The following is a 25,377-nucleotide window of genomic DNA, read 5'->3' on the forward strand; positions in this document are numbered from 1 at the left end:
ATACAGTTTCGTACTCGAGGTTGGCTATGAGCGCATGTTCACACGAACATCATAATGCTTTGCATGGTGTACACGATCATCATAATGTCGAACAGCGCCTTGCTGAAGCTGAGAGTCTCTGTAGTGCGACGGGTGCTCGACTTACGCCCTTGCGTAAAGAAGTATTGGAACTGATCTTAAATGCAACGGGGCCAATGGGTGCTTATGACCTTTTGGCTAAAATCAAAAGTGAGTCTGACCGACCTGCAGCGCCACCGACAGTGTACCGTACACTGGATTTTCTGCTTGAAAAAGGTTTGATTCACCGCCTCACGTCGATTAATGCTTACATCCCATGTTGTCACCCGCGCGAAGGACATCAAGCTGCATTTCTGATTTGCACCGATTGTAAAATAGTCAAAGAAGCATCTGCTCAAGGCTTGATGGCGCAACTCGATGAATTGTCTGCTTCCGATGGCTTTACGGCACATCACAGTATTATTGAAATTTCAGGGATCTGTCAGCAGTGCCGCAGCAAACACTAAATGTGAAGCCCATTGTGGCTTTAGAGCATGTTCATGTCCGAATCGATGAACGTGACATTTTAAAAAATGTAGATTTCGCCTTACACGAAAAAGAAATTGTCACCTTGATTGGTCCCAATGGTGCAGGAAAATCCACGCTCATCAAAGTGTTGTTGGGTATTGTAAAACCTGTATCTGGTAAAGTGATCAGCATACAAAAATTAAAATTTTCGTATGTGCCACAAAAATTTAATCCATCACACAGCTTACCGCTACGTGTGTGTGATTTATTGGCACTAGAAAAATGTGATGCCAGCATTAAGCAAGAAATTATTCGTGATACAGGCATTGCCAAGTTACAACAATCTAAAGTTCAGCAATTATCGGGCGGCGAACGTCAACGCGTTCTGATTGCACGGGCTTTATTGCGTCAACCGAATGTATTGGTTCTGGATGAACCTATGCAAGGTCTGGATATCCAGTCTGAAGCGGAACTGTATGACTACGTGCGTAGCTTGCCAGAAAAATATGGCTGTGCAGTTTTGATGGTTTCTCATGATTTACAATGGGTCATGCAAGGAACACATCGTGTGGTTTGCCTCAACAAGCATATCTGCTGCAGTGGCTTGCCTGAAAATGTCCAGCAACATCCTGAATATCAAGCGATCTTTGGGACAAATCGTGTGTTCTATCAACACCATCATGATCACTGTGCGCATGGCGATAGTGCAACACCTTGCCAGCATGACTCTCGTCCTCATATTCACCCTGAACCGGAAGCATAATCCATGATGGAATGGCTACAACTCCTTTTGCCAGCATGGATCATGGGCACTTTGCTGGTGTTCCTGACTGCACCCCTCGGCTGTTTAATGCTATGGCGTCGCATGTCATTTTTTGCGGACACCATGGCACATGGCACTTTACTCGGTGTCGCCATTGCTGGTGCGATGAGTCTACCGCTTTGGACGGGCGTTACATTGATTGCACTTTTATTGGTAGCAATCTTATGGGTGTTACACGATCCACGCTTGCCCAATGACGCCTTGCTCGCGCTATGTTCAGCAACACTCCTGTGCTCTGGCTTACTCTTCATACAACATTTGCCCAGCTTAAGACCTGAATTACTCAGCTATTTATTTGGTGATTTGCTCACCATTTCTTGGTCAGATTTGCCTGTCTTTGCAGTGGTGATCATTGTGGCACTGACCGTGCTGTATAAAAGTTGGCAATCTCAGATTCAGATTGCCATTGACCCCGATATTGCGGTCAGTGAAGGTGTCAGTGCCAAATGGCAACGTCTGATTTTTATGTTATTACTGGCATTATTTACCGTATTGGCTTTACGTGCTGTCGGATCATTGCTGATGGGTGCATTGTTAGTGATTCCTGCATTAACCGCTCGTTTATTGGCGAATTCCCCGAAGCAAATGGTGCTGTGGTCTTTCATCATTGCCCAAGTCGGTGTGACCGTGGGGTTATGGTCGAGTGCTGGTTTAAATACTTCTACAGGACTGACCATTGTATTAACTATGGCACTGCTCTTTGCCCTAATTTTTATTATGCAAAAATTTAAGAAAGTCGCTTAAGTAACAACTTTCATTGCTTAATTCGCGACATATCAAAATGAAAAAGCCATGCAGTTGCATGGCTTTTTTTGCAAGTCAAATACGATGCTCAGAATCATCTAACTGGATTTATTGATGCACCAAACTCAATAAACTCGCCGCACAAGCAAATAGAACTGCAAAGGTACGATTCAAATATTTTTGTTGTTTAGGTGATTTTAACAACCGCAGCACTTTTGCAGCAAGACCGGTATACCCCGCCATGACAATCAGATCAATGCTAATCATCGTTGCCGCCATAATGACATATTGAATCCATTGGGGTTTGGATAAATCTAAAAACTGCGGCAAAACCGCCAACAAAAATACAATCGCTTTGGGATTACTCATATTGACCAAAAAACCATGTAAAACTAATTTTGAACGTGATTTATTTGGTAAATCTTGTTGGATTTCAATCGACTCTGTTGGTGCTGTCCACTGTAAATAAGCCAAATACAATAAATATCCCACACCAAACCATTTCACGATCAGAAAAGCCCATGGTGTCGTCGCAAATAAGACCCCTGCCCCAGCTGCAACAATGGCGATCTGAACCAAAAGTGCCAATTGCAGGCCGATGGCATTCCAATACCCATGCTTAAACCCAAAATTCAAACCACTCGACATAGACGCAATTGCACCTGCACCAGGGGAAACACTAATCACCCAACATGCCAACATATATGCAATCCAGATTTGATAGGACATCATTAGCTCAAGTTTGAAATGGGTCTGTATTATATGACATTTACTCTATTTTCATGACAATAATGCACGCTAAAAGGCCAAATGAAGGCTACACTCTCAGCGCTGCTTAAGGCACAATACACACAGCCACTCAGAAATTATAATTTTTAGGAGCCATGAATGTCTGCTCAATCTGTAATTTTGCCATTACCTTCAGATCATGCTCGTTTTATTGTTTTACGTTTAAAAGATTTAACGATTAGCGAATTAAAAGAACAACTTGAAGACTTATTTAATACTCGTGATCGTCTAATTACCCAACATCCTAATGCACAGATTAAAACAGCTGTGGCTTTTGGACCTGAACTTTGGGCACAACTTTACAGTCAATCTCCGGCAGGCTTTAAACAACTTGATCCAATTCAAGGTTCATTTAACATGCCTGTAGCCCCAGCAGATGTACTGATTCACATTGCAGCACAGCGTACAGATATTTGCTTCGCTTTAAGCCAAGCTTTCTTTGATGGCATTCAAGATAAAGTTGAGGTTTTAGATGAGCGTGTTTGCTTCCGCAATTTCGATGGCCGTGACTTAACTGGCTTTATTGATGGTACTGAAAACCCTCAATTTCCAGATGACCGTGCTGAAACAGCGCTACTTTCTGAAGATGCTGGCATTTTTGCAGAAGGTTCTTTTGTATTCGCGCAGCGTTATGCACATAACTTAGATAAATGGAAAAAGTTAAAGGTAGATGCTCAGGAACATGTCATTGGGCGCACCAAACTTGAATCTATTGAGTTGGATGAAGACGAACAGCCAGAAAACTCACATGTATCACGTACCGTTGTTGAAGATGATGAAGGTGAGGAGCTGGCGATTTTGCGTCATTCATTGCCTTATGGTGATGGTCGTGGCGACCAAGGTTTGTTCTTTATTGCCTATACCAATGACCTCAGTATTATCGACAGCATGCTGATTCGCATGTTCGGCACTAGCGGTGACGGCATTCACGACCGCTTACTTCACTTTGTTACGCCAATGGACGGAGCATATTACTTTGCACCAAGTGAAGATTTATTGGAAGAAGTTTTAGAAGGTTAAATAAATGAAGCCGACGAGAGTCGGCTTTATTTTTTAAAAATGCTTAAGCACAACCTTCCATTAAAGTTAGGTTAGTATCACCTACTTTTATACCTATAATTTTTTTGCTTTCGATATCATACCGTGTACCCTTTGTTTTATCATGATTCCAAATAATAATTGAATAATCATTTTGAGATTCACCATATGGATTTATTTTTTTATCAATCACTGAATTCTTATATTTTTCGTAAATTTTACTTTCTTCATCCCCTACTTTAATTCCTAGATTCGTAGAAACTCCGAGTTGATTTGAAGAAATTACAGAAATTTTATTATTAAGAACTTGAAAATCCACATCGGATTTTATTTTTCTATTTTTAGCAAAAAAACAATTATCTACTCTACTATTTTCAATTTCAATAAATTCATCGTTAATTCTTTGATTTATTTCAACTCCACCAAAACCATTTTCTGTAAATATAGCATTTACATTATCATTTCGTATAACTTCAACTTCACTCTTTGATTGTTCTGTGAATGCTATTAATAAAAAGTATATTAAAAAACTAATAGTAAAAACTGATTTCTTTTTCATTATAAATCTTCCACTTTTGGAGAAAAGTCATGTAGATGAATATGATGATTATGATCCTTCCATGACTGCGAATGAGGCAATAATGCATTTTTTTTAATTTTCACTGGATGTGAGCCAAACAATTTATAGCCAAATTTAAATAACTCTTCAACAAAAGCGACATTTTTATTCCAATCAAAATGATCATGAGAAGTATATGTTACTTCTGTCATATGTCTATTATTAATAGCTATATATCTAAAATCACCATTTATACCATTCAAATGACTTACACTTTCACCTGGGGAACCATCCCTACAACTAAATCCAGATCCAATATATTCGGCATAACCCAAATTACACATAGCACCAAGAACTGCAGACATTGATAATCCTGATAAATAATACCGACCATCACCACTAATAATATTCCACTTATAACCTAAAGATCCACTTTTGTAATATTTATGTTTACGTTGATCAATCAAATATGTATTACCACCTGCCTTAACACCTTTTGATTGCCATTTATCAGCCACTACAAATTGAGACTTACCTAAATTATAAAATCTTCCCGCCGAATCATAGTAAATAAATTCTGCATAACCAGTAGCAGCCTTATTTTCACGCTTAATCTTACCATCATGGTAAATATGATAACGTGTCGTATCACTTGTAGGTGGAGATTGATTACTAACAGTTGTTAGTGGCTCACCGCCATTTTCCGTGTATGTATTATCTTGAATAGGCTGATTTTTTTCAGCCTCTGATTTTGCTCTTTCTGCCTGTTCTTTTGCTTCTTTTTCCTGAGCTTCTAGTTGCTTTTTTCGCTGCATTTGGTCAGATTTTTTCTTGAGCTCATCTGCTTCCTTACGCTTTTGATCGGCAATTTCATATAGCTTTGAAGCTTTTACAAATCCCTCATTAACTTTAAAATGCCTAATTGGTATTCCTTTCAGAACACGGAGCTTCTCCAGCTCTTTATTTTTTATTCCAAAGCCAAAAACAAAACCCAATAGCATTTTAACACTAATATCTCCATTACTATCTGTTCTTTTCGCAATTTGCTTATTTCTATAAAAAATACTTACTAGAGTATTTGTTACATTTTCATTATTTTCTTTAACATTAATTTTAAAAAAACATACAGGTAATTTAATTTTAACAGTCTGATTAGATAAAGACTGTTCAACTTTAAAATGATGTATCTTTTGACGTTGTCCAGCTCCAGATACTGAAACCTCGATATCTTCGCCTACTGCAGCCACTACACCTTTTTTAGTCCCTGATGAATCTGCTGTATGCTTTTTTATATTCCCTTTATAAGTTAAGTAAAAACCCATATTAGAAATAGCTTTCTTTGTATCCTCTTCTATAATTTGAATATTAAAACTCACATCTTTTATATTACCAGTAACTACTTCTTTTTTTTCTTCAGATGGATTCTGTTCATTTCTTACTTCTTGAGGTGTTTTATTAGACTGAGGCTTTGATTGAGGCGTATTATTTTCTTCTAAATTCGCTTGAAATATTGAAACATCAAAATCTTTTAAGGTTGCAATTTGTTTTTGATCAGCTTTTTGAATAATAGGATTAGATTCTTTACCATCAGCTACAATTTTAATCTCAGTTGATGGGTGTCTAACAATGACAGGGAGACTGCCATTTTCATCACTTTTAACCCGAACCTTCGTCTCTGCAGAAAAGGATTTTCCTGAATATATTGAAACAACTGTAACTTCTTTATTTATTAATGCCTTTTCATTTTTATCTTTTAGATTTATATATATTTTTCGATTACAACACTGCTCTAAATCAAATCCACCAAAGTCTTGAATATATTTTTTAATATGTGTTCCATTACCATCTGTTTGTTTATGACTAGAAAATTTTGAAACACCTAGAAAAGCCCCCAAACCTCCTATACCAACCAAATGCATGCCAGCGATAACGCCAGACTCATTAATCTCTACACCTTGAATCACCCGACCAAAATGCTCATTTAAATTATTATTTCTAATCTGTTTACATAAATAATTAATCCATTCTTTTATTACTTCATATTGAATTTGAGGATTATTCAAAAATTCAAATTTCGAATTTATATTTTTTTTACCTGACCAATGTCCTGACCAATTATTAGAGTCAAATTGATTCTTCCAATTTTCATGTAAAGCAGATCCTTTCTTTGCCTTTTTAATATCTTCATAAGAGATCCCTTTATCACCTAAATAATATCCTAACTCATAAAGTGCAGACTCTCCCCATTGAAATAAACCCAAATATCCAGCATCATTAATTTTTTTTGCACACCATAGATTTATTGGATGATTTAATGACAAAGATAAATCTGATGAGGATTCTTTAAAGCTAACTGCTTCAATAAAACCCGATAAATTAGTTTCAAAATTTCTAGTAGTACCATCCTTAAAAGTGATTGTTTTTTTCATTATTATTACTCTTTGTACCAATCATTAGCTTTATATTTTTCCATACTTACAGATGTATTATTTTTTAAATAGCTATTAAGTATAAATTTTAATTCTTGATCCTTACCAACCTGATTGCAACTTAAAACTACTGACTGATCTTTACTATTTATTTTTCTAAAATATGCAAAAGCATTTTTTTCATCATAAATTAACCAAACATTGTGCCCATATTCTTTGTATTCGGCATTATAAATATTATATATTTTTTTATTATATGATATTTTTTGACACTGTCCTGTTGATAACCATTGTGATTTATTTGTTTTTAAATTCAAATCATTAATTACTTGCAAGCGATTTAAGCTACTTTTATCTCTACCAAAATTCCAAATATGTTCACATTCAACTTCCTCAAGCACCTGTATCTTTTTAATTGGCTGATTCCAATAACTCATACAGTCTTTCGAACTTTCCGCATATAACGTTGAGCTATTTAAAAATACAACTATAGCTATTATTTCTTTTAATTTTTTCATAAACTCACCCTTAAATTCCAAAACTCTTAAAATCATCTTCTAAATTATTATCGTCATCAATTTCCTCAGCATCGTGATTATGATCATCTTCATGACCGCCACAGCATGCTTCACCTAAATTATCCTGAGAAACATCTTCCTCCATAAGAAATAATTTATCCGAATCAATCTCAGATTTGCCTAACAGTCTTATTTCTACATTGTCAGGATTATCACTAAAGATTCTTTGAGTACGTGCATCTTTGTCAAGCAGGCCTATAAATTCCGTATTTTTATTTTTATTTATAACTTTATATTTAAATCCATCTTCCAATAATTCTTTAGAAATTAGACCTTTAAAATCAAATCTCCGACTAAAAACCCCACTCTCAGGCATCTTAGGTAATTGAGCATTTACAGTCGCCCCTCCCACAAAACTATGCTGCCCGGCCTTACTCTCAAACTTGCCGCCTGTTGTTGTAAATATTCCACTGCCATTAATTTTCAGTTGCGAGCCCCCTGCAGTCAGCACAATTTCTTTAGGACTGGTAATTTCAATTTTATCTTCCGTTGAAATGAGCTTAATCACCTTTCGGGCAATTGCTTCAATAGCATCATCTTGGGCTTGTAATTCAACTTTCCCTTTTGCGGCATACGCACTCAGGCCCTTTTGAGCCGCAAACAAACTGATTTTATCTTGCGCATGATGCACAATATTTTTTTGTGCACTGAAATTAATCGAACCTTGTGCACTCTCAGCAATATCCTGCGAAGCCTGCATGACAATATCTTCAGGTGTAGTGAGTGCAATACCATGAGGTGATGCAAGCAACATCAACGCTTGGCGGAATAATTTGCCTTGTTCTTGTTTTGCCGTTGTATTGGATTTTTCTAAACCTTGCGCATAGCCTTCCATAAAGCCTTGTACTTTTTCTAATGCTTTTATGGGTGTCATCGCTGGTGGTAAACCACAACCACCATTATTCAACAAATCATCGGGATTAAATTTGATGTCTTCGATCAATTTACCCACATCTTTTAATGCTTTTAATGGATCTTCTTTTAAGTTGCTTTTCAGACTTGCGACCCGCCCTTGAATCACATCCTTACCATTTTCTTCAATATGATCTATGACAGACTTTAAGTTATCAAAGGCATCTTCGGCATCATTAAAAAATGCTTTAAATTCTTTTACTGTACTTTTGACATCATGTGCGATTGAGCCCATTTCTGTGACAAAACTTTTACAATTCTTTAACGCTGCCAATGGGTCTCGACTTAAATCCTCCTTGAACAAATTTAAAGTCGCTTTGACAGCTTCGGCAGTACTTTTGATTTCTAAAGAGTTTATTAACTTCGGCAAACGATTAATCACATTTAATGCATCGGTCTGCTGCTTTACGGCTAAACCGCTCAGCATATTCATGCTCTGATGCCCTTGATTTAAAAGAGACTGAGCTTCAGCAGCAGCAAGATGATCGGCAACGGCTTTATCCTGTGCATAGGTACTAATAAGTAAACCTTTACCTGCACGCATTGCCCCCCAAGCATCCGTTCGTAGCTCAAACCCCTCACCACGGCCATGGCTACTGTCTTGTTCTTTAGGATGGCTGAGATTACCTAAATTCAGCTGTGTCGCCGCATGACTACTTTGTAATTGGGTACTGATCTGCCCCGTCGTGTCATCAAAGCGCAGTTGGTTAAAGCCTGCTCCCGCAACTTCTTGGGAGCGAATACCACTGAGTTTTTTGGTTTCAGGAAGCTGACCTTTGAGGTCAAACATGGTCTGAGATCGCTCAGCCTCATGTATACGTCCTACTACAAAGGGACGATCCACATCGCCCTCAAAAAAGTCGATGACCACGATCTCGCCAATACGAGGATGGAAACGTGCCCCATAACCTTCACCCGCCCATGGAGTCAGTACATCGACCCAAGCCGAGTCACTGTCATTATCATTACTCCCTGCTCCGCCATCATGACTATGGTCATCGCTGCGGGTGAACGTAAACCGAACTTTTATACGCCCCCAAGCATCGACATAAATACTTTCCCCTTCTGGACCGACCACTTTGGCACGCTGTGGAAATGCAGGTGGGCGGTGTAATAAAGGATCATATTCAGGCACCACAGAAATTTGCCGACGGACCACATACAGCTCGCTGGCCTGCCTTTCATCCCCTAAAGATAGCCAGCGGCTCGCCGCAAGTAACTTTTCTAATTGAACCAAAATATCTTTGGGTAAATTATTTTGGTTATAAAATGCTTTGCCCAATATGAGAAATTCACGATCTGTCGTTTGATGTTGATCGATTTCAGGATGATTCTCTAACTCAAACCAATACCCCACTTGTGCATCCCGCACGCTACTGCTGGCGGTAAAGTATTTGGCTTGTAATTCCTGATATTGATTAAGTTGCCGATTCAACTGATCCAATTGCTGTGTATTTGAAGAGGTCGCCTGATCTGCACCTTTAAGGTCGGTTGTCCAAGCCGAACTCATGGTCCACGCCTGCTCTAAACTTAAGGTTTCATTATGCTGTTGCTCACTCTGTGCATGGGCACTTAAGAGCGGATTACTTTGGTCTTGTGCCAATTGTTGAGCTTGCCAACGCTGCGTCTGAATCGTAGTCGATTGTAAAAATCGTTCTGCCACAAAACTGGTGATCGTATCCAAACGTTCCGTGGCATGACTACGATGAAAGCGAATTTTTTTCCGCTCTAAAGCACTATAAGCTTGATTGGTATCAATTAAACGCAGCTGCTGTGCTTGCATTGGTGCAGCCGAAAATGCGACAAATAACTCAGCTTCATCAATTAACCAATTGATCCCTTCACTGCGCCAAAGGCGGGTCAAAAATGCATAATCACTTTCATTCGCCTGCATGGTGAATGGACGCACATCATAGGTACGTGCCAGCCCCTCTAAGTTCAAGCTTAAACTGGCAGCAAACAGCGCACTTTTTTTCTGCCATTCACTAAAAATAATCTCGGTCATCTCCCGTACCGATTTATTCATAAAGACACGGCTATTACGACGCTTATGCCAGAGTGCTGTGGCATCCTCAATCACCAGCTTATAAACGGTCAATGCACCATCACTTTGACCTTGGCTTGCCCCGGTAATCACACCAGTCAGGCGACTGAGTTGTCCTAAATCTGTCACTTGATCGACAGCCATTCGGCCACCGATAAACTGCTTTAAAGCCAGATGATCATTGGTCGAGAGACAAATAATTTCCGCACGAAAGCCTTGATTGATACGGTGTTGACCTTCAATCCTTTGAATAAAAACTTCTGTGTTTAATGATTCATTTGAAAAATGAATATGCAGCGCACGTTTCTGTACGCTAAAGCCAAAGTTTTCCACCATGGCGTGAATATTTTTAAGCATTGTTATTATGTATTTAATTTTTTTAATGACGGCATTTTATGAAATGATTATTTTTTCGTCTACTCTATTTTGCAAATAATTTGTTGAATTCTTCTTGTTTGCTTTTGCATTACTTTAGGATTCAAGTGAATAGGAACGTCAATGCTAGATCAATTTTGTTGATCTAACTTTTCGCAGCCGCTGAGATGCTGCTACACTCAAAATGCAATCTATAAAAAATTTTAAGCTCCATGATCACAATTGAATCCAAACTGCCTGCCCAAGGTGTGACTATTTTTAGCGTCATGAGCGCAATGGCGCAGCGTCTAAATGCACTGAATTTATCTCAAGGTTTTCCTGATTTTCCTGCACCTCCAGCGCTGTTAAATGCGCTAAGTGATGCGACGCAACAGGGTTTTAACCAATATGCTCCCGGCGATGGACTGATGCATTTGCGTGAGCAATTGGTCCAACTGTTTGCCCATCGAGACAAATTAAATATTGACCCTCACACCGAAGTGACCATTACCCCGGGTGCAACCATTGGTATTTTTAGTGCCATTCAGGCCGTGGTTCATGCGGATGATGAAGTGATTATTTTTGATCCGAGCTATGACAGTTATGCGCCCAGTGTAAAATTGGTTGGGGCTCATCCCATTCACATTGCCTTAGAGACGCCACATTTTACTGTGGATTGGAATCGTGTTGCCGCTGCGATTAACCATAAAACCCGGATGATTATTGTCAATACACCGCATAATCCAACAGGTGCTGTTTGGGGGCGTGAGGACTGGCTCAACTTGATCGAACTGATTCGAGATAAAAATATTATTGTGCTGTCGGATGAGGTCTATGAGCATTTAATTTTTGATGGTCGTCAGCATCTATCCGCTTTGTCATTTCCTGAGCTGCGTGAACGCAGTTTTGTCGTGGGCTCATTTGGTAAAACCTTTCACGTCACAGGGTGGAAAACCGGTTATTGCATTGCAGCGCCAGCCTTGATGCAAGTGTTTCGCCAAATCTATCAATTTGCCAATTTCTGCGGTGTTACGCCCGTACAAATGGCATTGGCTAACTTTATGGCAGAACATCCTGAGCACATTGCTGAATTGGCACATTTTTACCAAGCCAAGCGTGACCGTTTCAATGCCGGCTTAAGCCACTCTAGATTTGAGTTGATTCCATCGGCAGGCACTTATTTCCAAAACCTTGACTACAGTGCCATACGTCCAGATTTAAAAGATGTGGAAATGTGTCAGTTGTTGGCAGAGCAACATAAAATCGTGGCGATTCCTGTCTCGGTGTTCTATCAAAAACCACCGGAAAATTTACGCTTATTACGCTTCTGTTTTGCCAAACAAGATTCCACCTTAGATCAAGCTGCAGAGATTCTCTCCGCGGTTTAAAGCAGTATCTGCCCAAACGTTTTTTTAAAACAGACATGTAGAAATAATGAAGCCTTGGTTACTCAAAAACTAAGGCTTTTTTGAATGCAAACATGATAGTGTTATCAGTAACTTAAAATCATAAAAAGCCGCGTCTAGGACCTGAGCATGTCAAAACAACAGTCCCTCGTTACTCAGCAAAATTTATGGAAAACGTTTTTAGTTTTTCTGGTGCCTTTGATCGCCACCAATATTTTGCAGAATTTATCTGGGACCATTAACACCGTTTTTGTCGGTCAGATGCTTGGGGTGCATGCCATTGCAGCTGTTGCGGTATTTTTTCCAATTTTGTTCTGTTTAATGGCTTTTGTGATTGGACTCTCGGCAGGTGCAACCGTGTTGGTGGGTCAAGCTTGGGGCGCGCAAAACCTTGAAAAAGTTCGTACCGTCGTGGGTTCAACACTGTTTATGACCTTGATTGGTGGCAGCATCATTGCCTTTTTAGGGGTGATATTTGCCAAGCCCATTTTATTGGCCTTAGGCACAGCCCCAGACGTGATGCATTTATCTTTGCCTTATGTGCAATGGATGCTTGCCGGTAGCCCACTGCTCTTTATTTATATTATTTATACCTCGATTTTGCGTGGGGTCGGTGACAGTACAACACCGCTGATTGCGTCAGGTATGACTATTGGTTCAGGGCTGATTATTACACCCGTGCTGATTGCAGGAAAATTTGGATTTCCAAGTTTAGGTATTATTGCCCCTGCCATTGCCAGTCATATCGGCTTTTTAATTGCTTTGATATTTTTATATTTCTACTTAAAAAAGAAGGATCATCCGCTCAAACTCGACTTCGAGTTGATTCGTCATATTCGCCATCAACATGATCTTAGTAAAATTATCTTAAGACTGGGGATTCCAACGGGTATTCAGATGGTCACGACCTCTGTGGCCGGTCTCGTCATTGTCGGTTTAGTTAACCGCCATGGTGCTGATGCTACTGCAGCATATGGCGCGGTCAATCAGGTTTTGAACTATATCCAATTCCCGGCCTTGTCCATCGCGATTGCGGCCTCTATTTTTGCAGCACAAGCCATTGGTTCGGGTCATTCTGAATTAATTAATCGCGTGAAACGTACGGCCATCGGGATGAATTTCATTATTACTGGCATCTTGGTGGCATTGGGCTATTTATTCTCTAAATATTTAATGGCGCTGTTTATTACAGATCCTGAAGTTGTGGTTCTCGGTCAAGAATTGCTGTTCATTGTGCTTTGGTCGATTTTATTTTTTGGTGCCAGTGCAATTTTTGCTTCCATTATGCGGGCCAGCGGAACAGTGACCGTGCCGATGATTATTAATATTATGGCGATTATTTGCATTGAAGTGCCGTGCGCCTACCTGTTCAGTGAATGGTGGGGCTTAAAAGGTATTTGGTATGCCTATGCCTTGGCCTTTGTCAGCTTATGTATTTTACAAGGGCTGTATTACCAACTGGTATGGAGACGAAAAGCCATCAAAGTATTGCTATAAGGTTCGCTAATAGCGTTCAATGCCAATCCGCAGCTTTGCATCTCAATATGGAGAATCTTGTACGGGCTCATGCATAAAGTTTGCCGTTAAACTGCTGTTTATTTTTCAACATTTGGTTTTATATCCTGTTGATTTATCTACACCTAGAACCAATTAAAATTAAAAATTGCATATTTTCAAACAATTACGCTTTGGCATAGATTTTGTTCTTATCCCTTTTATCTTTTAAGAATAATTGGGATGAGAAATTTTTTATGTCTAAACGTCAAATAAAGCTTGGGGCTTTTATTCCAACCACCTCACAGCATGTCGCGGGTTGGCGCCACCCTGAATCTCGCCCACAAGATCATCTCAATATTGATTATGCAATTGAACTGGCAAAAACCGCAGAACGTGGTCTATTCGATGCCTACTTTCTAGCCGATGGTCTGTCTGTCCGTTGGAGTTCTGCTGTCGAAGGTGAGAAAGGTTTGGGCGATAAAGGCGTTGGCTTTGAACCCGTCACATTGTTTGCAGCCCTGTCTGCTGTGACGCAAAATATTGGCTTTATTGCCACAGCATCTACGACTTATGAAGACCCTTATATTTTGGCGCGTAAATTTGCTTCTTTAGATCATATTTCTAAAGGTCGAGCTGCATGGAATGTGGTAACGACAGCCTCTGCCGATGCCGCAAAAAACTTTAACATTCAGCAGCACCCTGAACCCAAAGAGCGTTATGAACGTGCCGATGAATTTATTGAGGTGACTCAAAAACTTTGGGACTCATGGGAGGATGATACCTTCCATTACAACAAAGAAACCGGACAATTTTTTGATGCCCGCAAACAACATCAGCCCAATCATCAAGGTCAATATTATCAGGTACTGGGTGCACTCAACGTCTCTCGCCCACCGCAAGGCTATCCGGTGATTGTTCAAGCAGGACAATCTGAAGATGGTCGTGAACTAGCCGGTAAATATGCCGAAGTGATTTTTACAGCACAACAGAATTTAGCAGATGCGCAAGCCTTTTATCGTGATGTCAAAAACCGTTTAGTGAAATATGGCCGCCATGCAGAGGACCTGAAAATTATGCCGGGGGTTTCGATTTTTGTTGCCAAGACAACTCAAGAAGCCCAAGAAAAATATGACTTTTTAAATAGCTTAATCCATCCAGAAGTGGGTTTAAGTTTATTGTCTGCTTTGGCAGGTGGCATTAATCTGGCCAAATTTGATCTAGATGCCCCTTTCCCGAAAATAGAAGATGCAGACATTAATTTCTCAAGTCGTCAGCAAATGATGATCGATATTGCTCGTAAGCACAATTTTAGTATTCGTCAGCTCTATCAATATATCGCTTCAGCCCGTGGACATTGGACCTTGATTGGCACGCCTGAACAAGTCGTAGATCAACTGCAAGAATGGTTTGAGAATGACGCTGCCGATGGTTTTAATGTGCTGCCACCAACAACACCTGCGGGGTTAAATGACTTTGTCGATCTCATCGTCCCTGAACTGCAACGTCGCGGTCTATTCCGAACAGCCTACGAAGGCACGACTTTACGTGAAAACCTCGGTCTAAAACGCCCTGAAAATCAATATGTGCTGAAGAATCAACAGGTGCAGGCCTCTTAGTTATTTTCAATCAGTGTTTTTATTAAACCATCTCTAAAATGCCTCATCCGAGGCATTTTTTCTATCTGAGTTAGGCTATCTGCATAAAATCCCTTAATTTTATTATGTGTTTATATATAAACAGATAAGTTCTGCAAGATTTTGGATGATGCATCCACAACAAGCGATTGATTTCTCTGTTGATTTAAAAACAGTAAAAACTTCACAATAAAATAATATTTTGTTTTATAACAATATTTTAATTGGCATAAACCTTGTAATACTCCTAGTGAACAATAACATTTACAGAGTTTATTTATGTCAAAACGTCAAATTCGCTTAGGGGCTTTCGTACCGGGGACTTCGCAACATGTGGCAGGTTGGCGCCATCCGCAGGCTCGCCCACAGGATAGTCACAATTTAAAATACTTTATTGAACTGGCAAAGACCGCAGAGCGTGGTTTATTCGATGCCTATTTCCTTGCGGATGTTCCCGTCACCGTCGATCCTGATACAACACCTGATTTGGGGCTGAATGGCACCTTCTCTGCCGGACTCGAACCGGTATCCCTATTTTCTGCACTTGCAGCGGTAACCGAACATATAGGCTTTATTGCCACAGCGTCGACCACCTATGAAGCACCTTATAATTTAGCACGTAAATTTGCCTCTTTAGATCATCTGTCTGAAGGTCGGGCGGCATGGAATGTGGTGACCACATCTGGCAGTGTGGTTTCAAAAAACTATGGCATCAATGATGCGCTGCTCCCCAAAGAACGCTATGAACGAGCAGATGAATTTATAGAAGTGGCACAAAAACTTTGGGACTCTTGGGAAGATGATGCCTTTGAATACAATAAACAGACTGGGCAGTTTTTCACGGGCGAAAAACTGCATCCACCTCGCTTTAAGGGTAAGCATCTTGCGGTACATGGTGCATTAAATATTGCTCGTCCACCACAGGGCTATCCCGTGATTGTACAAGCGGGTCAGTCTGAAGATGGTCGTGAACTGGCCGCCAAATATGCTGAAGTTATTTTCACCGCACAGCAAAAATTAGAAGATGCCCAAGCCTTTTATCGTGATGTGAAGTCGCGTCTTATCAAATATGGTCGCCATGCCGATGACTTAAAAATCATGCCGGGTGTATCGATCTTTGTTGCACAAACTGAAGCCGAAGCTCGGGCAAAATACGATGAATTAAATGCATATATTCATCCGACTTTGGGACTGAACTTACTCAAACAATTGGGTGGTTTTACTGAAGACCTGTCGCAATTTGACCTCGACCAAACGCTACCAGAACATTTAACACAGGCGCAAAATGGCGCAAGCCGTCAACAACTGATTTTAGAGATTGCGCGTAAAAATAATTTTACCATTCGACAACTTTACCAATGGGTTGCGAGCGCACGTGGGCATTGGACACTGATTGGAACGCCCGAACAAATAGTCGATCAACTACAAGCGTGGTTTGAAAATGAAGCGGCGGATGGTTTCAATATTTTGCCACCAACCACGCCTGCAAGCTTAGATGATTTTGTGGATTTGGTTGTCCCTGAACTGCAACGTCGTGGCTTATTCCGCACGGCTTATGAAGGCAAGACCTTACGGGAAAACTTAGGTTTAAAACGACCTGAAAACCAATATGTTTTAGAAAAAAGACATACCTCCCAAGCCTCATAAATCAACGTTTGATAAAACTGAAAAACAAATGCCCCAACTGGGGCATTTTTATGGACTGATATTGATCCAACTTAAGCGATGATCATACTGACCTATATTTGATAAGCCTAAAAAAGCCCTGAATTCAGGGCTTTGAAAAGTTTAGGTGATGGTCAATTCAGACTTACCATGCAAATTTATAATCGGCAAATCGGTGAGATAAAGGTTCAAGCAACTGATCTTTTACTGGATCACTAAAGTCAGTCAAAATGTCATTTTTAATATTGGTCAGACGGACATCTTCGCGTTTACGCGGATGGGCTAAATGAATATCTACAATACGTTTAATTCGTCCCGGATGTGGCTGCATGACCACAACCCGATCACCCAAAAAGACCGCCTCTTCGACATCATGAGTGACAATGATCATGGTGATTTTTTCACTTTGCCATATTCGCTGCAATTCATCCTGTAAATTTTGACGCGTCAACGCATCGAGTGCGCCAAAGGGTTCATCGAGTAATAAAATCTGTGGTCGATTCACCAAACTCCGGGCAATCGCCACACGTTGATTCATCCCACCAGACAACTGCGAAGGATAAGCATCTTTAAATTGAGTTAATTTGACTAACTCTAAATGTTCATCAATCAATACATCTTCTTCTGCACGGCTAAACTGACTTTTATGCAAGGCAATCCGTACATTTTCCCGTACCGTCAACCAAGGAAACAGGCGATGATCTTGAAACACGATACCGCGTTCCAAACTCGTGCCCTGTATAGGCTGACCATCAACTAAAATTTGGCCCTGAAACTGACGTTCTAGACCAACCAATAACCGTAATAATGTGGATTTTCCGCAGCCACTACTCCCCACTATACTGATGAACTCACCCGGCTGAATATTCAGGTTAATGTCCTCAAGTACGGTTAAGTCTTCTTGCTTTTGTGTGGGATAATGTTTCGTTAGCTGCTGAATAGAAACCGAACCAGCTTGTTCTACGCTCATATCATTATTCTCTATTTGTGCTGACAAACTTTGCTGGACTAAACCTTAGAGTTTAGCCAGTGACACTTCCGTCGATTTAATTAACACCACCACCTCTGAACCTACTTTTAAATCTAAATCCTTCACCGAACGTGTCGTGATCACGGACGTAAAAAAGCCCGCTTTGGTTTCCACATCAATTTCTGAAACCACAGGACCTTCTACGATTTCATTAATCACGCCTTTGAATTGGTTTCGCACATTTACTGAAGTAATCGCCATTTTAATTATGCCTTTTGTTATTAAGAGAGCTTTACTATAAAACAGTTCAATCACTTGCTATATCTTGATTTATCCTTTAGTTATCCCGATTTTATTTATCTTAAAATCAGATAAATAATCCATACATGAATTTATCGGTGAAACTGATATTTAAATATCGAATTATTATTTATCTTTTATTTTTAAATCTTTCATCATGATCTGCATTTTCAACAACTATAAGAAACGATATGTCTATTTTGACCCACCCTGCAGTGCCCTCTGCACTGAAACATAAACGGGCAACAGCGACGGTCTTTGCAGACCCGTTATCGCAAGCGTTGTTGTCTCGAATTGAACAAATTGCACCGAGTGAGGCCAATGCTCTCATCATTGGTGATACAGGCACAGGTAAAGAGTTGGTTGCACGCCAAATTCACCAATTGAGCCATCGTTCCAAAGGTCCTTTTATCGCGGTGAACTGTGGTGCCTTTACCGAATCCTTGGTCGAAAGCGAATTATTTGGACATGAAAAAGGAGCATTTACAGGGGCAATTAATAGCCGTGTCGGTTGGTTTGAAGCAGCCCATAATGGCACCTTATTTTTAGATGAAATTGGTGATCTGTCCTTGCCTATGCAAGTCAAATTACTCCGTGTTTTACAAGAAAGAGAGATCGTTCGAGTCGGCTCCCTCAAGTCCATTCCGATTAATGTTCGGATCATTGCCGCAACCAACGTCGATTTGGAGCATGCCGTACAGGACGGGCGTTTCAGGGAAGATTTATTCTACCGCTTACATGTGGCGTTGCTACGCATTCCACGTCTCGCAGAGCGTCGTGGTGACATTTTGCCTTTGGTCAAACACTTCATTCAGGTCTATCAAACCAATCCACATGACACACCCTTACGTCTCAGCCAACTGGCTCTCAAAAAACTCAGTTTACATAGCTGGCCGGGCAATATCCGCGAATTAGAAAATACCATTCAACATGCGATTTTAGTCAGTGAAAAAGGTGTGATTGAACCGGAAGATATTAGTTTTTCGAGTATTCAAAGTGCATCTTCATTTTCGCGTGCAGAACCTTTTAACTTACACAATGCCACCTCGGCTGTAGCCAACATCAAGGATATTCAAGATGCTGGACAGTTACTTGAGCAGACCTTTTTACAAATTTTTCAAGCCGCCAATCAACTGAAACAAGACAATATTAATGAGCTGATTGAAGAAAAATTTATCCGTAGTGCATATCAACACTGTCAATACAATCAAGTGCATACGGCTCGTTTGCTTGGAGTGACACGCAACGTCATTCGCACTCGCCTAATTAAATATGGCTTATTATAAATAAGTCATATTTTTATTTTCTCCACATCAAAATAATAATTCAGACAAAAATTCCAATTAAATATTCATCTACATCATTATTTATTCATTGCATTATTTTAAATATAAAAAATCAGCAATAAAAAACCTCGGTATATCCCGAGGTTTTTTATTTAATTTCCATTTCGTCTAGATTATTCCACAGGGTTACGTTTCCACGCTGTAAAGTATTTTTCCAGACCAATTAGAAAGTAGTTGAAGGATAAACCCACGAGGGTAATGACTAATATGCCTACAAACATTTGTGGAATTTCAAAGCTAAATTGCGAATAAATAATCAGATATCCTAGACCTGCTTTGGCACCAAACATTTCTACTGCAACTAAGGCCAAAATCGAAATCGCCCCTGCCAGACGGATACCGACAAAAATCGTGGGTACGGATGCAGGTAGAATCACTTTTCGGAACAATTGATAGGGTTTTAGGCCCATGGTTCGTGCCGATTTAATCAGTAAAGGATCGACCGTTTGTACGCCTGTAATGGTGTTCAATAAAATCGGCCATGTGCATGCATACACCAACAGACTGATTTTTGAGGTTTCACCAATGCCTAAAAATAAGATGAACAGCGGCATTAACGCCAGTGCTGTGGTATTCCGAAACAGTTCTAACAATGGATTTAAGGTTTCAGCCACGAGCTTGTACCAACCAATGATGAGACCCAATGGAATGGCGATCGCTAGGGCCAAAATGAAACCAATAATGGAACGCTGAATACTGGCCAAGAAATGGATGCCTAATTGCCCGCTTTGATATAGCTGCCATGTGGTTTCCAACACCACAGATAGCGGCGGTAAAAAGGCTGGATTGACCACACCACTCCGCGGCAGAATCTCCCACAGCAGGAAAAAAGCCACGATGGCAATGGTGCGTTTAAAGACCGTGTTTAACCATGTGAACTGTAGTCGGGGTTTAATGTCGTTATAGGTTTGCGTATAACTGATGGCTTGTTTAGTCGATGACATAAATAAATCCTCTGAATATTTTAGTTATGTGCAAGCTGTTTATGTTTTTCGAGGGCTTGCGCTTTAATCACTTCTTCACTGAGCAATGACCAAATTTTGTGGCGAATTCGGCCATATTCAGGCAATGAACGGACATCTTCACTAGAACTGCGCAGGCTTTGCGGAATTTCAATCACTTCCTTAATCCGCCCCGGTCTTGAGGTCATAATCGCCACACGCTGACTCAGATAAATCGCTTCATCAATACTGTGAGTAATAAAAACGATGGTTTTTTTCGAGCTTTTCCAGATATTGATCAACTCGGCTTGCAAGGTTTCTCGGGTTTGCGCATCCAAGGCAGCAAAAGGTTCATCCATCAATAAAATTTCTGGTTCATAAGCTAAACTTCGGGCAATCGCAACCCGCTGCTTCATCCCGCCGGAAAGCTCATTTGGATAATGCTTTTCAAAGCCACTGAGGCCCACAAGCTGCAAATAGTATTCGGCTTTTTCACGGCGTTCTTTTTTTGCTACGCCTTTGGCTTCTAGACCAAATTCAATATTTTCCAGTGCGGTTAACCATGGATAGAGCGCATATTGCTGAAACACAATGCCACGGTCTAAACCCGGTTGGGTAATCTGCTTGCCACTCAGTAAAATCTGCCCTGCCGACGGTTTGGTTAAACCCGCAATTAAGTCTAATAATGTAGATTTTCCGCAGCCACTTGGCCCCACGATTGAAACAAATTCACCCGGCTGAATATCCAAAGTGACATTTTCTACAGCAACAAATTCAGGCTTATAGTTTTTACTGCCGACATGGTTTTGTGCAGGAAATACCTTACGCACGTGATCTAAATGTAATGCACTGGTCATTGTTATATTCCTTTTGATTTTTGGTCTTTCGCATAGGGATTAAATTCATTGCTATAGATGCGACTGACCTCAATTTGATTCGGTTTTAATTTGTGTTCTTTTTCTAAGGCACTCACCCATGGGGCAAAATCCTGATCTTTTTGCACGCCACCGACTTCGTGGACACCTGTGCCTGTGTAATATGGAATAAGTGCTGTATTTTCATTGCGTTGACGTTTTTCAATAATACTTTCCATACGAGCAATGATTTGCTCTTTCGGCGTGTTGTGTAGCCATTCTTGAGCTTTGGCTACGCCACTGACAAAGGTGCGAGCCAGTTCGGGATGCGCTTGAATAAACTCTCCGCGCATCGAAAAACTGCCTGCGGTAAAGGGGCCGTATAAATCAATATCTTTAAAGATGCTACGTACACCACCATGTTTTAAGGCCCGTTTTTCCAAAATGCCTGAGAACACCGCAATATCAATTTGCCCATTCCGTAGAGCTTGTTCTGAGCTCACCGGTGGCAACATAATCAGTTCGACTTGTCGGATTTCATCGTCAGTTAAGCCATGACGGGCCAAATAATCTTTCACCACAAAGTCATAATGTGCCCCATAGGCATTCACTGCGACTTTCTTGCCAATAAAATCTCGTGGGCCACGAATAGGACTATTTTCTAGCACGTAGAAACCCACGTTTTGTTCAGCATCACTGCCATAAGATGCGACGACTGGGACGACATCTAGACCTGCAGCAATGACTTTTACCACAGCGCCATTAAAGGCTCCGGCGAAATCAACATCTCCTGCCACCAAGGTGAGTAAATCTTGTGGCCCACCTTGTACTGTGCCGACATAACTGAGTTTAACGTCGCCTAAATAGCCCAAGTCTTGTGCCAATTCAGGTAAGGACACCAGTCCCGGATAGCTTTGATAGCGTAGTTCTTTTAAAGCCGCCTGCTGAGGCTCATCCACTCGCTGCGTGCTGCAACCAACCAAGGCTGTGCCACCGACCAAGGCAGCTAAAAATAGGCTACGCCAGAGTTGAGGAATGTTATGGATTGTCATTTTTTTCATTGTTATGTTCTCCTATCCAACCTGCTGCCAAGCTAAAACTTTACGTTCAACCCAAGTCAGCACCGTATTGAACAACACGCCCACAGCACCAATCAGCAACATGCCAAAAATAATCAGTTCGACATCAAAAGCCTGACGCCCTTGAATCACGATATTGCCCAGACCATTGCCATAGTTCGCCAATAAAAATTCAGAGCCAATGGTGGCAAGCCATGCGAAAATCAGCCCAAGTTGTAAACCGACAAAAATCTGCGCCGAAGCACCGGGTAATATCAATTTACGAAACGCGTATGTCTTGGGAAATTGGTAGACTTCGGCCACTTCACGATATTTATGCGAAATACTGCTCACACCTTCAAAGGTGTGTAGCGCCACGGGATAAAACACCGATAAGGTAATAAACAGCACTTTGGCGCCATGTCCCTCACCTAGAAAAGTCGAAATGAGTGGCAACCATGCAAACAGCGAAATTTGACGCAATACATGAAAGCTCGGTGCAAATAACCAATTCGAAAGGCGTGAACTCGCGATCAAGATGCCAAATAACACACCCGCTATCGCACCTATGCCATAGCCAATAAAATTTCGTGCCAAACTTTCACCAAAGCCAGTCAAAAAGCTCGGTTGTTGGAGCACGGTCACTGCTTTTTGCAGCACGAGCCATGGACTAGGAATCAACTTTGGATCGACCCAGTTTTGCTGTGAAGCCACAGCCCACAGTGCGATAAATGCCACAGGTAGAACGAGTGCTTTTACTGCTTTAACTAAGACTTGGCGCGCTGCCCCGTTTAATGAAAGGATGCTCATGGGTTGCCTCCTACTCGGGTTGCGTGAAAGCGTGCCGTTTTTTCTAACCAAGCCAGCAAGGTATCTAAGACATAGCCCGTAATACCAATCAGGATGATCGCCATGAAGATCAAGTCCATCTGCATTAGCTGACGTCCCCACACCATGAGATAACCAATCCCTTCACTACTCGCTAATAATTCGACAAAAACCAATGCCAACCACGCCTGCATAATGCCCTGACGTAAACCACTGATCACACTGGGTAGTGCAGCTGGGAAAATGACTTCTTTGAGTTTCTGCCAATTGCTGTATTGGTAAACCTCAGCCACTTCCATCAAACTATTCGGCACATGGGTAATGCCCTTATAGGTTGCAATCAACAGCGGCGGTAACACAGCCAATGAAATAGCAGCAATCTTCAAAGCCTCATCGATGCCTAAGAAAATCATCAATAATGGAATCCAGCCAACTATGGGAAATTGCGCAACAAGATTCACCGTCGGAAAAATAAAGTCCCGACTACGCTTTGCTAATCCCAACACAGTACCAAGCAAAATCCCGACACTGGCACCAAGCAAGACACTCCATAAAATACGTTTGGCACTGATGGCAAAATGAAAACTCAATTCACCGCTTTGCCATAATTCGACTGTGCTTTGCCACACCAGACTCGGTGCAGGTAAAATCTGCTCAGGCAACCACTGTTTAAGTGTTGCCACATACCATAGACCGAACAACAAAACTGGCATCAGGAGTCCACACGCCACTTGCAAAGTTAGTTTTAAATAGGTCTTAAAAAAATCCAACGCACTTCGGTCACTTTGCAAGGGAACCGAATGTGCAGATACATCCGTAAGGCTCATAATTCTTGTCCTTTTACGCTCTGTTCTGAGACATCAGGTTTTAAAAATTGAATAAATTCCTGATCTTTGCTGATCAAAATAATCAGACCAATAAACACCAGCCCGATCGGTAAAAATAAATTTTGTAGTCCAACCTGTGCGCCAAATACGGCGCCTATCAAGCCACCCAACAGTCCACCCGAAGGTCCGACGAGGGCTAAAATTGGAGAAATCTTAGCCATCGCGGTTTGCTCACCGACTCGGGCGAAAGACATAAAATTGGCGATATGCAACATACCGAGTCCAAGTCCAAACATGACCGAAGCAGGCCACATCAACAGCGTGATTTTGGTTAAGGCCAAGATCAGTAATGCCGTTGCCATCAGGCTTAGGCCAATCAAATAAAACTTTTGATAACCCATCAGCTCAGCCAAACCGCCCATGCTAAATAGCGATCCCACAAAGACAATGCCTTGTACGGTCAGCAGCATCACCGCCATTGGCTCTGAAAGTGCAAAACTTTGAATAGCAATCACCACAATGAAAAAGCCAAAGTAGTTATTTGCCACGCTGCTCAAAAATTCCAATATGCAGACAATCCGCAGTGAGGCATGGGTTTTGATGAGTGCCAAAGGCGCCACAATATCTCGCCATTGGAAATGCGGGCGATTCGTCACTTGCGGAGTGCTACGTTGAAAGCACCACGGAGCCAACAGCAAGGTGCCTAAAAAAAGCAAAGACACCACATAAAAACTTCCGCCATAGCCGAAATGCTCGATCAACAACACGCTCAATGCAGGCGCAATCAGGAAATAGCCCATCATATGCGAACCGCGAAACCAACCCGCGCGGGCTGGACCTAAACGCTTTAAATTGCTTAGAAAAACGGTATTGATCGAAACAAAACGCATAGGTAAGACAAAACTCACCAAGGCAGTCACCGCAAAGAGATACCATGCACCGACTTTGAGTGGCGTTAAGCTATAGACCACAGCGCCCAACACACTGCCGATGCAGAATATATTTAAAGATCCAAAGCGCTGTACCAACACGCCAATCGGCAATGCCATGATCAAAATGCCAAAATTTTGCGCTGCAGAAATTAATCCCAATTGCAATTCGGTGGCTTCTAAATGCACGGCATACAAGGAAATTAATACCCGTGCGACACCCACACCCAGTCCAGCCAAAATCGTGAGCAGCACAAAGCTGCTCATAAATTTGGTGGTTAATGGACTGGCAATTACATTGCTTTCAATCGGACGACTCATGGCTGC

The 25,377-nt window shown here is 41.1% G+C and carries 22 protein-coding genes; 9 read left to right on the forward strand and 13 right to left on the reverse strand.

Annotated features, from left to right (window positions below):
- Nucleotides 1-26 precede the first annotated feature (26 nt).
- From B1202_RS15400 to znuB, 3 genes are read left to right on the forward strand one after another with little or no spacing between them, the layout of a single operon-like run.
- The gene (locus B1202_RS15400; RefSeq protein ID WP_078191481.1) at nucleotides 27-524 is read left to right on the forward strand and encodes a transcriptional repressor; all 498 of its coding nucleotides are present in this window, start codon (nucleotides 27-29) and stop codon (nucleotides 522-524) included.
- A complete protein-coding gene (gene znuC / locus B1202_RS15405; protein WP_143221629.1) occupies nucleotides 497-1,288 on the forward strand; it encodes a zinc ABC transporter ATP-binding protein ZnuC in 792 nt (263 codons plus the stop codon). The genes B1202_RS15400 and znuC overlap by 28 nt, the downstream gene beginning before the upstream one ends.
- Before the next feature lie 3 nt (nucleotides 1,289-1,291).
- Complete coding sequence (gene znuB, locus B1202_RS15410; protein WP_078191483.1) at nucleotides 1,292-2,092, forward strand: zinc ABC transporter permease subunit ZnuB; 801 nt, start codon at nucleotides 1,292-1,294, stop codon at nucleotides 2,090-2,092.
- Between the two features lie 108 nt (nucleotides 2,093-2,200).
- Here the strand turns inward: znuB and B1202_RS15415 are convergent, their stop codons facing one another.
- Nucleotides 2,201-2,821 carry a LysE family transporter gene (locus B1202_RS15415; protein WP_078191484.1) on the reverse strand — a complete coding sequence of 207 codons (621 nt, stop codon included), beginning with the start codon at nucleotides 2,819-2,821 and terminating at the stop codon, nucleotides 2,201-2,203.
- A 159-nt stretch (nucleotides 2,822-2,980) separates the two neighbouring features.
- On the opposite strand from B1202_RS15415, the gene B1202_RS15420 reads away from it, so the two are divergent.
- Nucleotides 2,981-3,901 carry a Dyp-type peroxidase gene (locus B1202_RS15420; protein WP_078191485.1) on the forward strand — a complete coding sequence of 307 codons (921 nt, stop codon included), beginning with the start codon at nucleotides 2,981-2,983 and terminating at the stop codon, nucleotides 3,899-3,901.
- A 43-nt stretch (nucleotides 3,902-3,944) separates the two neighbouring features.
- Here the strand turns inward: B1202_RS15420 and B1202_RS15425 are convergent, their stop codons facing one another.
- From B1202_RS15425 to B1202_RS15440, 4 genes are read right to left on the reverse strand one after another with little or no spacing between them, the layout of a single operon-like run.
- Nucleotides 3,945-4,478 carry a hypothetical protein gene (locus tag B1202_RS15425; protein ID WP_078191486.1) on the reverse strand — a complete coding sequence of 178 codons (534 nt, stop codon included), beginning with the start codon at nucleotides 4,476-4,478 and terminating at the stop codon, nucleotides 3,945-3,947.
- Entirely contained in the window at nucleotides 4,478-6,907 is a 2,430-nt protein-coding gene (locus B1202_RS15430; RefSeq protein ID WP_078191487.1) for a hypothetical protein, read from the reverse strand. The genes B1202_RS15425 and B1202_RS15430 overlap by 1 nt, the downstream gene beginning before the upstream one ends.
- Before the next feature lie 5 nt (nucleotides 6,908-6,912).
- The gene (locus tag B1202_RS15435; protein WP_171262675.1) at nucleotides 6,913-7,425 is read right to left on the reverse strand and encodes a hypothetical protein; all 513 of its coding nucleotides are present in this window, start codon (nucleotides 7,423-7,425) and stop codon (nucleotides 6,913-6,915) included.
- A 10-nt stretch (nucleotides 7,426-7,435) separates the two neighbouring features.
- Nucleotides 7,436-10,798 (reverse strand): type VI secretion system Vgr family protein, encoded by a 3,363-nt coding sequence (locus B1202_RS15440; protein WP_078191488.1) that lies wholly within the window; start codon nucleotides 10,796-10,798, stop codon nucleotides 7,436-7,438.
- Between the two features lie 230 nt (nucleotides 10,799-11,028).
- Here B1202_RS15440 and B1202_RS15445 point away from each other — a divergent pair, with 230 nt between their 5' ends.
- From B1202_RS15445 to B1202_RS15460, 4 genes are all read left to right on the forward strand, one after another.
- The gene (locus B1202_RS15445; protein ID WP_078191489.1) at nucleotides 11,029-12,183 is read left to right on the forward strand and encodes a methionine aminotransferase; all 1,155 of its coding nucleotides are present in this window, start codon (nucleotides 11,029-11,031) and stop codon (nucleotides 12,181-12,183) included.
- A 147-nt stretch (nucleotides 12,184-12,330) separates the two neighbouring features.
- A complete protein-coding gene (locus B1202_RS15450; protein ID WP_078191490.1) occupies nucleotides 12,331-13,698 on the forward strand; it encodes an MATE family efflux transporter in 1,368 nt (455 codons plus the stop codon).
- 254 nt (nucleotides 13,699-13,952) lie between these two features.
- Nucleotides 13,953-15,314, forward strand: coding sequence for an LLM class flavin-dependent oxidoreductase (locus B1202_RS15455; RefSeq protein ID WP_078191491.1), 1,362 nt, complete (start codon nucleotides 13,953-13,955; stop codon nucleotides 15,312-15,314).
- A 297-nt stretch (nucleotides 15,315-15,611) separates the two neighbouring features.
- On the forward strand, nucleotides 15,612-16,979 hold the full coding sequence (locus tag B1202_RS15460; protein ID WP_078191492.1) for an LLM class flavin-dependent oxidoreductase: 1,368 nt from the start codon (nucleotides 15,612-15,614) through the stop codon (nucleotides 16,977-16,979).
- Between the two features lie 163 nt (nucleotides 16,980-17,142).
- Here the strand turns inward: B1202_RS15460 and B1202_RS15465 are convergent, their stop codons facing one another.
- Together B1202_RS15465 and B1202_RS15470 are read right to left on the reverse strand one after the other, a co-directional pair.
- A complete protein-coding gene (locus tag B1202_RS15465) occupies nucleotides 17,143-17,967 on the reverse strand; it encodes an ABC transporter ATP-binding protein (RefSeq protein ID WP_078191493.1) in 825 nt (274 codons plus the stop codon).
- 45 nt (nucleotides 17,968-18,012) lie between these two features.
- On the reverse strand, nucleotides 18,013-18,228 hold the full coding sequence (locus B1202_RS15470) for a TOBE domain-containing protein (protein WP_067765474.1): 216 nt from the start codon (nucleotides 18,226-18,228) through the stop codon (nucleotides 18,013-18,015).
- A gap of 230 nt (nucleotides 18,229-18,458) precedes the next feature.
- Here B1202_RS15470 and B1202_RS15475 point away from each other — a divergent pair, with 230 nt between their 5' ends.
- Complete coding sequence (locus tag B1202_RS15475) at nucleotides 18,459-19,553, forward strand: sigma-54 interaction domain-containing protein (RefSeq protein WP_078191494.1); 1,095 nt, start codon at nucleotides 18,459-18,461, stop codon at nucleotides 19,551-19,553.
- A gap of 173 nt (nucleotides 19,554-19,726) precedes the next feature.
- Here B1202_RS15475 and B1202_RS15480 read toward each other — a convergent pair whose 3' ends face one another.
- From B1202_RS15480 to B1202_RS15505, 6 genes are read right to left on the reverse strand one after another with little or no spacing between them, the layout of a single operon-like run.
- Complete coding sequence (locus B1202_RS15480; protein ID WP_078191495.1) at nucleotides 19,727-20,557, reverse strand: ABC transporter permease; 831 nt, start codon at nucleotides 20,555-20,557, stop codon at nucleotides 19,727-19,729.
- Between the two features lie 20 nt (nucleotides 20,558-20,577).
- Complete coding sequence (locus B1202_RS15485) at nucleotides 20,578-21,411, reverse strand: ABC transporter ATP-binding protein (protein ID WP_078191496.1); 834 nt, start codon at nucleotides 21,409-21,411, stop codon at nucleotides 20,578-20,580.
- Nucleotides 21,412-21,413: 2 nt separating this feature from the next.
- The gene (locus tag B1202_RS15490) at nucleotides 21,414-22,469 is read right to left on the reverse strand and encodes an ABC transporter substrate-binding protein (protein WP_228145178.1); all 1,056 of its coding nucleotides are present in this window, start codon (nucleotides 22,467-22,469) and stop codon (nucleotides 21,414-21,416) included.
- A gap of 12 nt (nucleotides 22,470-22,481) precedes the next feature.
- Nucleotides 22,482-23,276 (reverse strand): ABC transporter permease, encoded by a 795-nt coding sequence (locus B1202_RS15495; protein WP_078191497.1) that lies wholly within the window; start codon nucleotides 23,274-23,276, stop codon nucleotides 22,482-22,484.
- Nucleotides 23,273-24,121 (reverse strand): ABC transporter permease, encoded by an 849-nt coding sequence (locus B1202_RS15500; protein WP_078191498.1) that lies wholly within the window; start codon nucleotides 24,119-24,121, stop codon nucleotides 23,273-23,275. The genes B1202_RS15495 and B1202_RS15500 overlap by 4 nt, the downstream gene beginning before the upstream one ends.
- Nucleotides 24,118-25,371: an MFS transporter gene (locus B1202_RS15505; protein WP_078191499.1), complete on the reverse strand. Its 1,254-nt coding sequence runs from the start codon at nucleotides 25,369-25,371 to the stop codon at nucleotides 24,118-24,120. The genes B1202_RS15500 and B1202_RS15505 overlap by 4 nt, the downstream gene beginning before the upstream one ends.
- Between the last annotated feature and the right edge of the window lie 6 nt (nucleotides 25,372-25,377).

The sequence above is a fragment of the Acinetobacter amyesii genome, from assembly GCF_002018365.1.
Lineage (GTDB): Bacteria > Pseudomonadota > Gammaproteobacteria > Pseudomonadales > Moraxellaceae > Acinetobacter > Acinetobacter amyesii.

What these genes read in the sequence shown, in the direction of transcription:
- B1202_RS15475 (WP_078191494.1), top strand. Translation starts at nt 18,459, where the DNA reads ATGTCTATTTTGACCCACCCTGCAGTGCCCTCTGCACTGAAACATAAA.
- B1202_RS15430 (WP_078191487.1), bottom strand. Translation starts at nt 6,907, where the DNA reads ATGAAAAAAACAATCACTTTTAAGGATGGTACTACTAGAAATTTTGAA.
- B1202_RS15420 (WP_078191485.1), top strand. Translation starts at nt 2,981, where the DNA reads ATGTCTGCTCAATCTGTAATTTTGCCATTACCTTCAGATCATGCTCGT.
- B1202_RS15455 (WP_078191491.1), top strand. Translation starts at nt 13,953, where the DNA reads ATGTCTAAACGTCAAATAAAGCTTGGGGCTTTTATTCCAACCACCTCA.
- B1202_RS15470 (WP_067765474.1), bottom strand. Translation starts at nt 18,228, where the DNA reads ATGGCGATTACTTCAGTAAATGTGCGAAACCAATTCAAAGGCGTGATT.
- B1202_RS15440 (WP_078191488.1), bottom strand. Translation starts at nt 10,798, where the DNA reads ATGCTTAAAAATATTCACGCCATGGTGGAAAACTTTGGCTTTAGCGTA.
- B1202_RS15445 (WP_078191489.1), top strand. Translation starts at nt 11,029, where the DNA reads ATGATCACAATTGAATCCAAACTGCCTGCCCAAGGTGTGACTATTTTT.
- B1202_RS15450 (WP_078191490.1), top strand. Translation starts at nt 12,331, where the DNA reads ATGTCAAAACAACAGTCCCTCGTTACTCAGCAAAATTTATGGAAAACG.
- B1202_RS15480 (WP_078191495.1), bottom strand. Translation starts at nt 20,557, where the DNA reads ATGTCATCGACTAAACAAGCCATCAGTTATACGCAAACCTATAACGAC.
- B1202_RS15500 (WP_078191498.1), bottom strand. Translation starts at nt 24,121, where the DNA reads ATGAGCCTTACGGATGTATCTGCACATTCGGTTCCCTTGCAAAGTGAC.
- B1202_RS15415 (WP_078191484.1), bottom strand. Translation starts at nt 2,821, where the DNA reads ATGTCCTATCAAATCTGGATTGCATATATGTTGGCATGTTGGGTGATT.
- B1202_RS15490 (WP_228145178.1), bottom strand. Translation starts at nt 22,469, where the DNA reads ATGAAAAAAATGACAATCCATAACATTCCTCAACTCTGGCGTAGCCTA.
- B1202_RS15505 (WP_078191499.1), bottom strand. Translation starts at nt 25,371, where the DNA reads ATGAGTCGTCCGATTGAAAGCAATGTAATTGCCAGTCCATTAACCACC.
- B1202_RS15435 (WP_171262675.1), bottom strand. Translation starts at nt 7,425, where the DNA reads ATGAAAAAATTAAAAGAAATAATAGCTATAGTTGTATTTTTAAATAGC.
- B1202_RS15495 (WP_078191497.1), bottom strand. Translation starts at nt 23,276, where the DNA reads ATGAGCATCCTTTCATTAAACGGGGCAGCGCGCCAAGTCTTAGTTAAA.
- B1202_RS15400 (WP_078191481.1), top strand. Translation starts at nt 27, where the DNA reads ATGAGCGCATGTTCACACGAACATCATAATGCTTTGCATGGTGTACAC.
- B1202_RS15485 (WP_078191496.1), bottom strand. Translation starts at nt 21,411, where the DNA reads ATGACCAGTGCATTACATTTAGATCACGTGCGTAAGGTATTTCCTGCA.
- B1202_RS15465 (WP_078191493.1), bottom strand. Translation starts at nt 17,967, where the DNA reads ATGAGCGTAGAACAAGCTGGTTCGGTTTCTATTCAGCAGCTAACGAAA.
- B1202_RS15460 (WP_078191492.1), top strand. Translation starts at nt 15,612, where the DNA reads ATGTCAAAACGTCAAATTCGCTTAGGGGCTTTCGTACCGGGGACTTCG.
- B1202_RS15425 (WP_078191486.1), bottom strand. Translation starts at nt 4,478, where the DNA reads ATGAAAAAGAAATCAGTTTTTACTATTAGTTTTTTAATATACTTTTTA.
- znuB (WP_078191483.1), top strand. Translation starts at nt 1,292, where the DNA reads ATGATGGAATGGCTACAACTCCTTTTGCCAGCATGGATCATGGGCACT.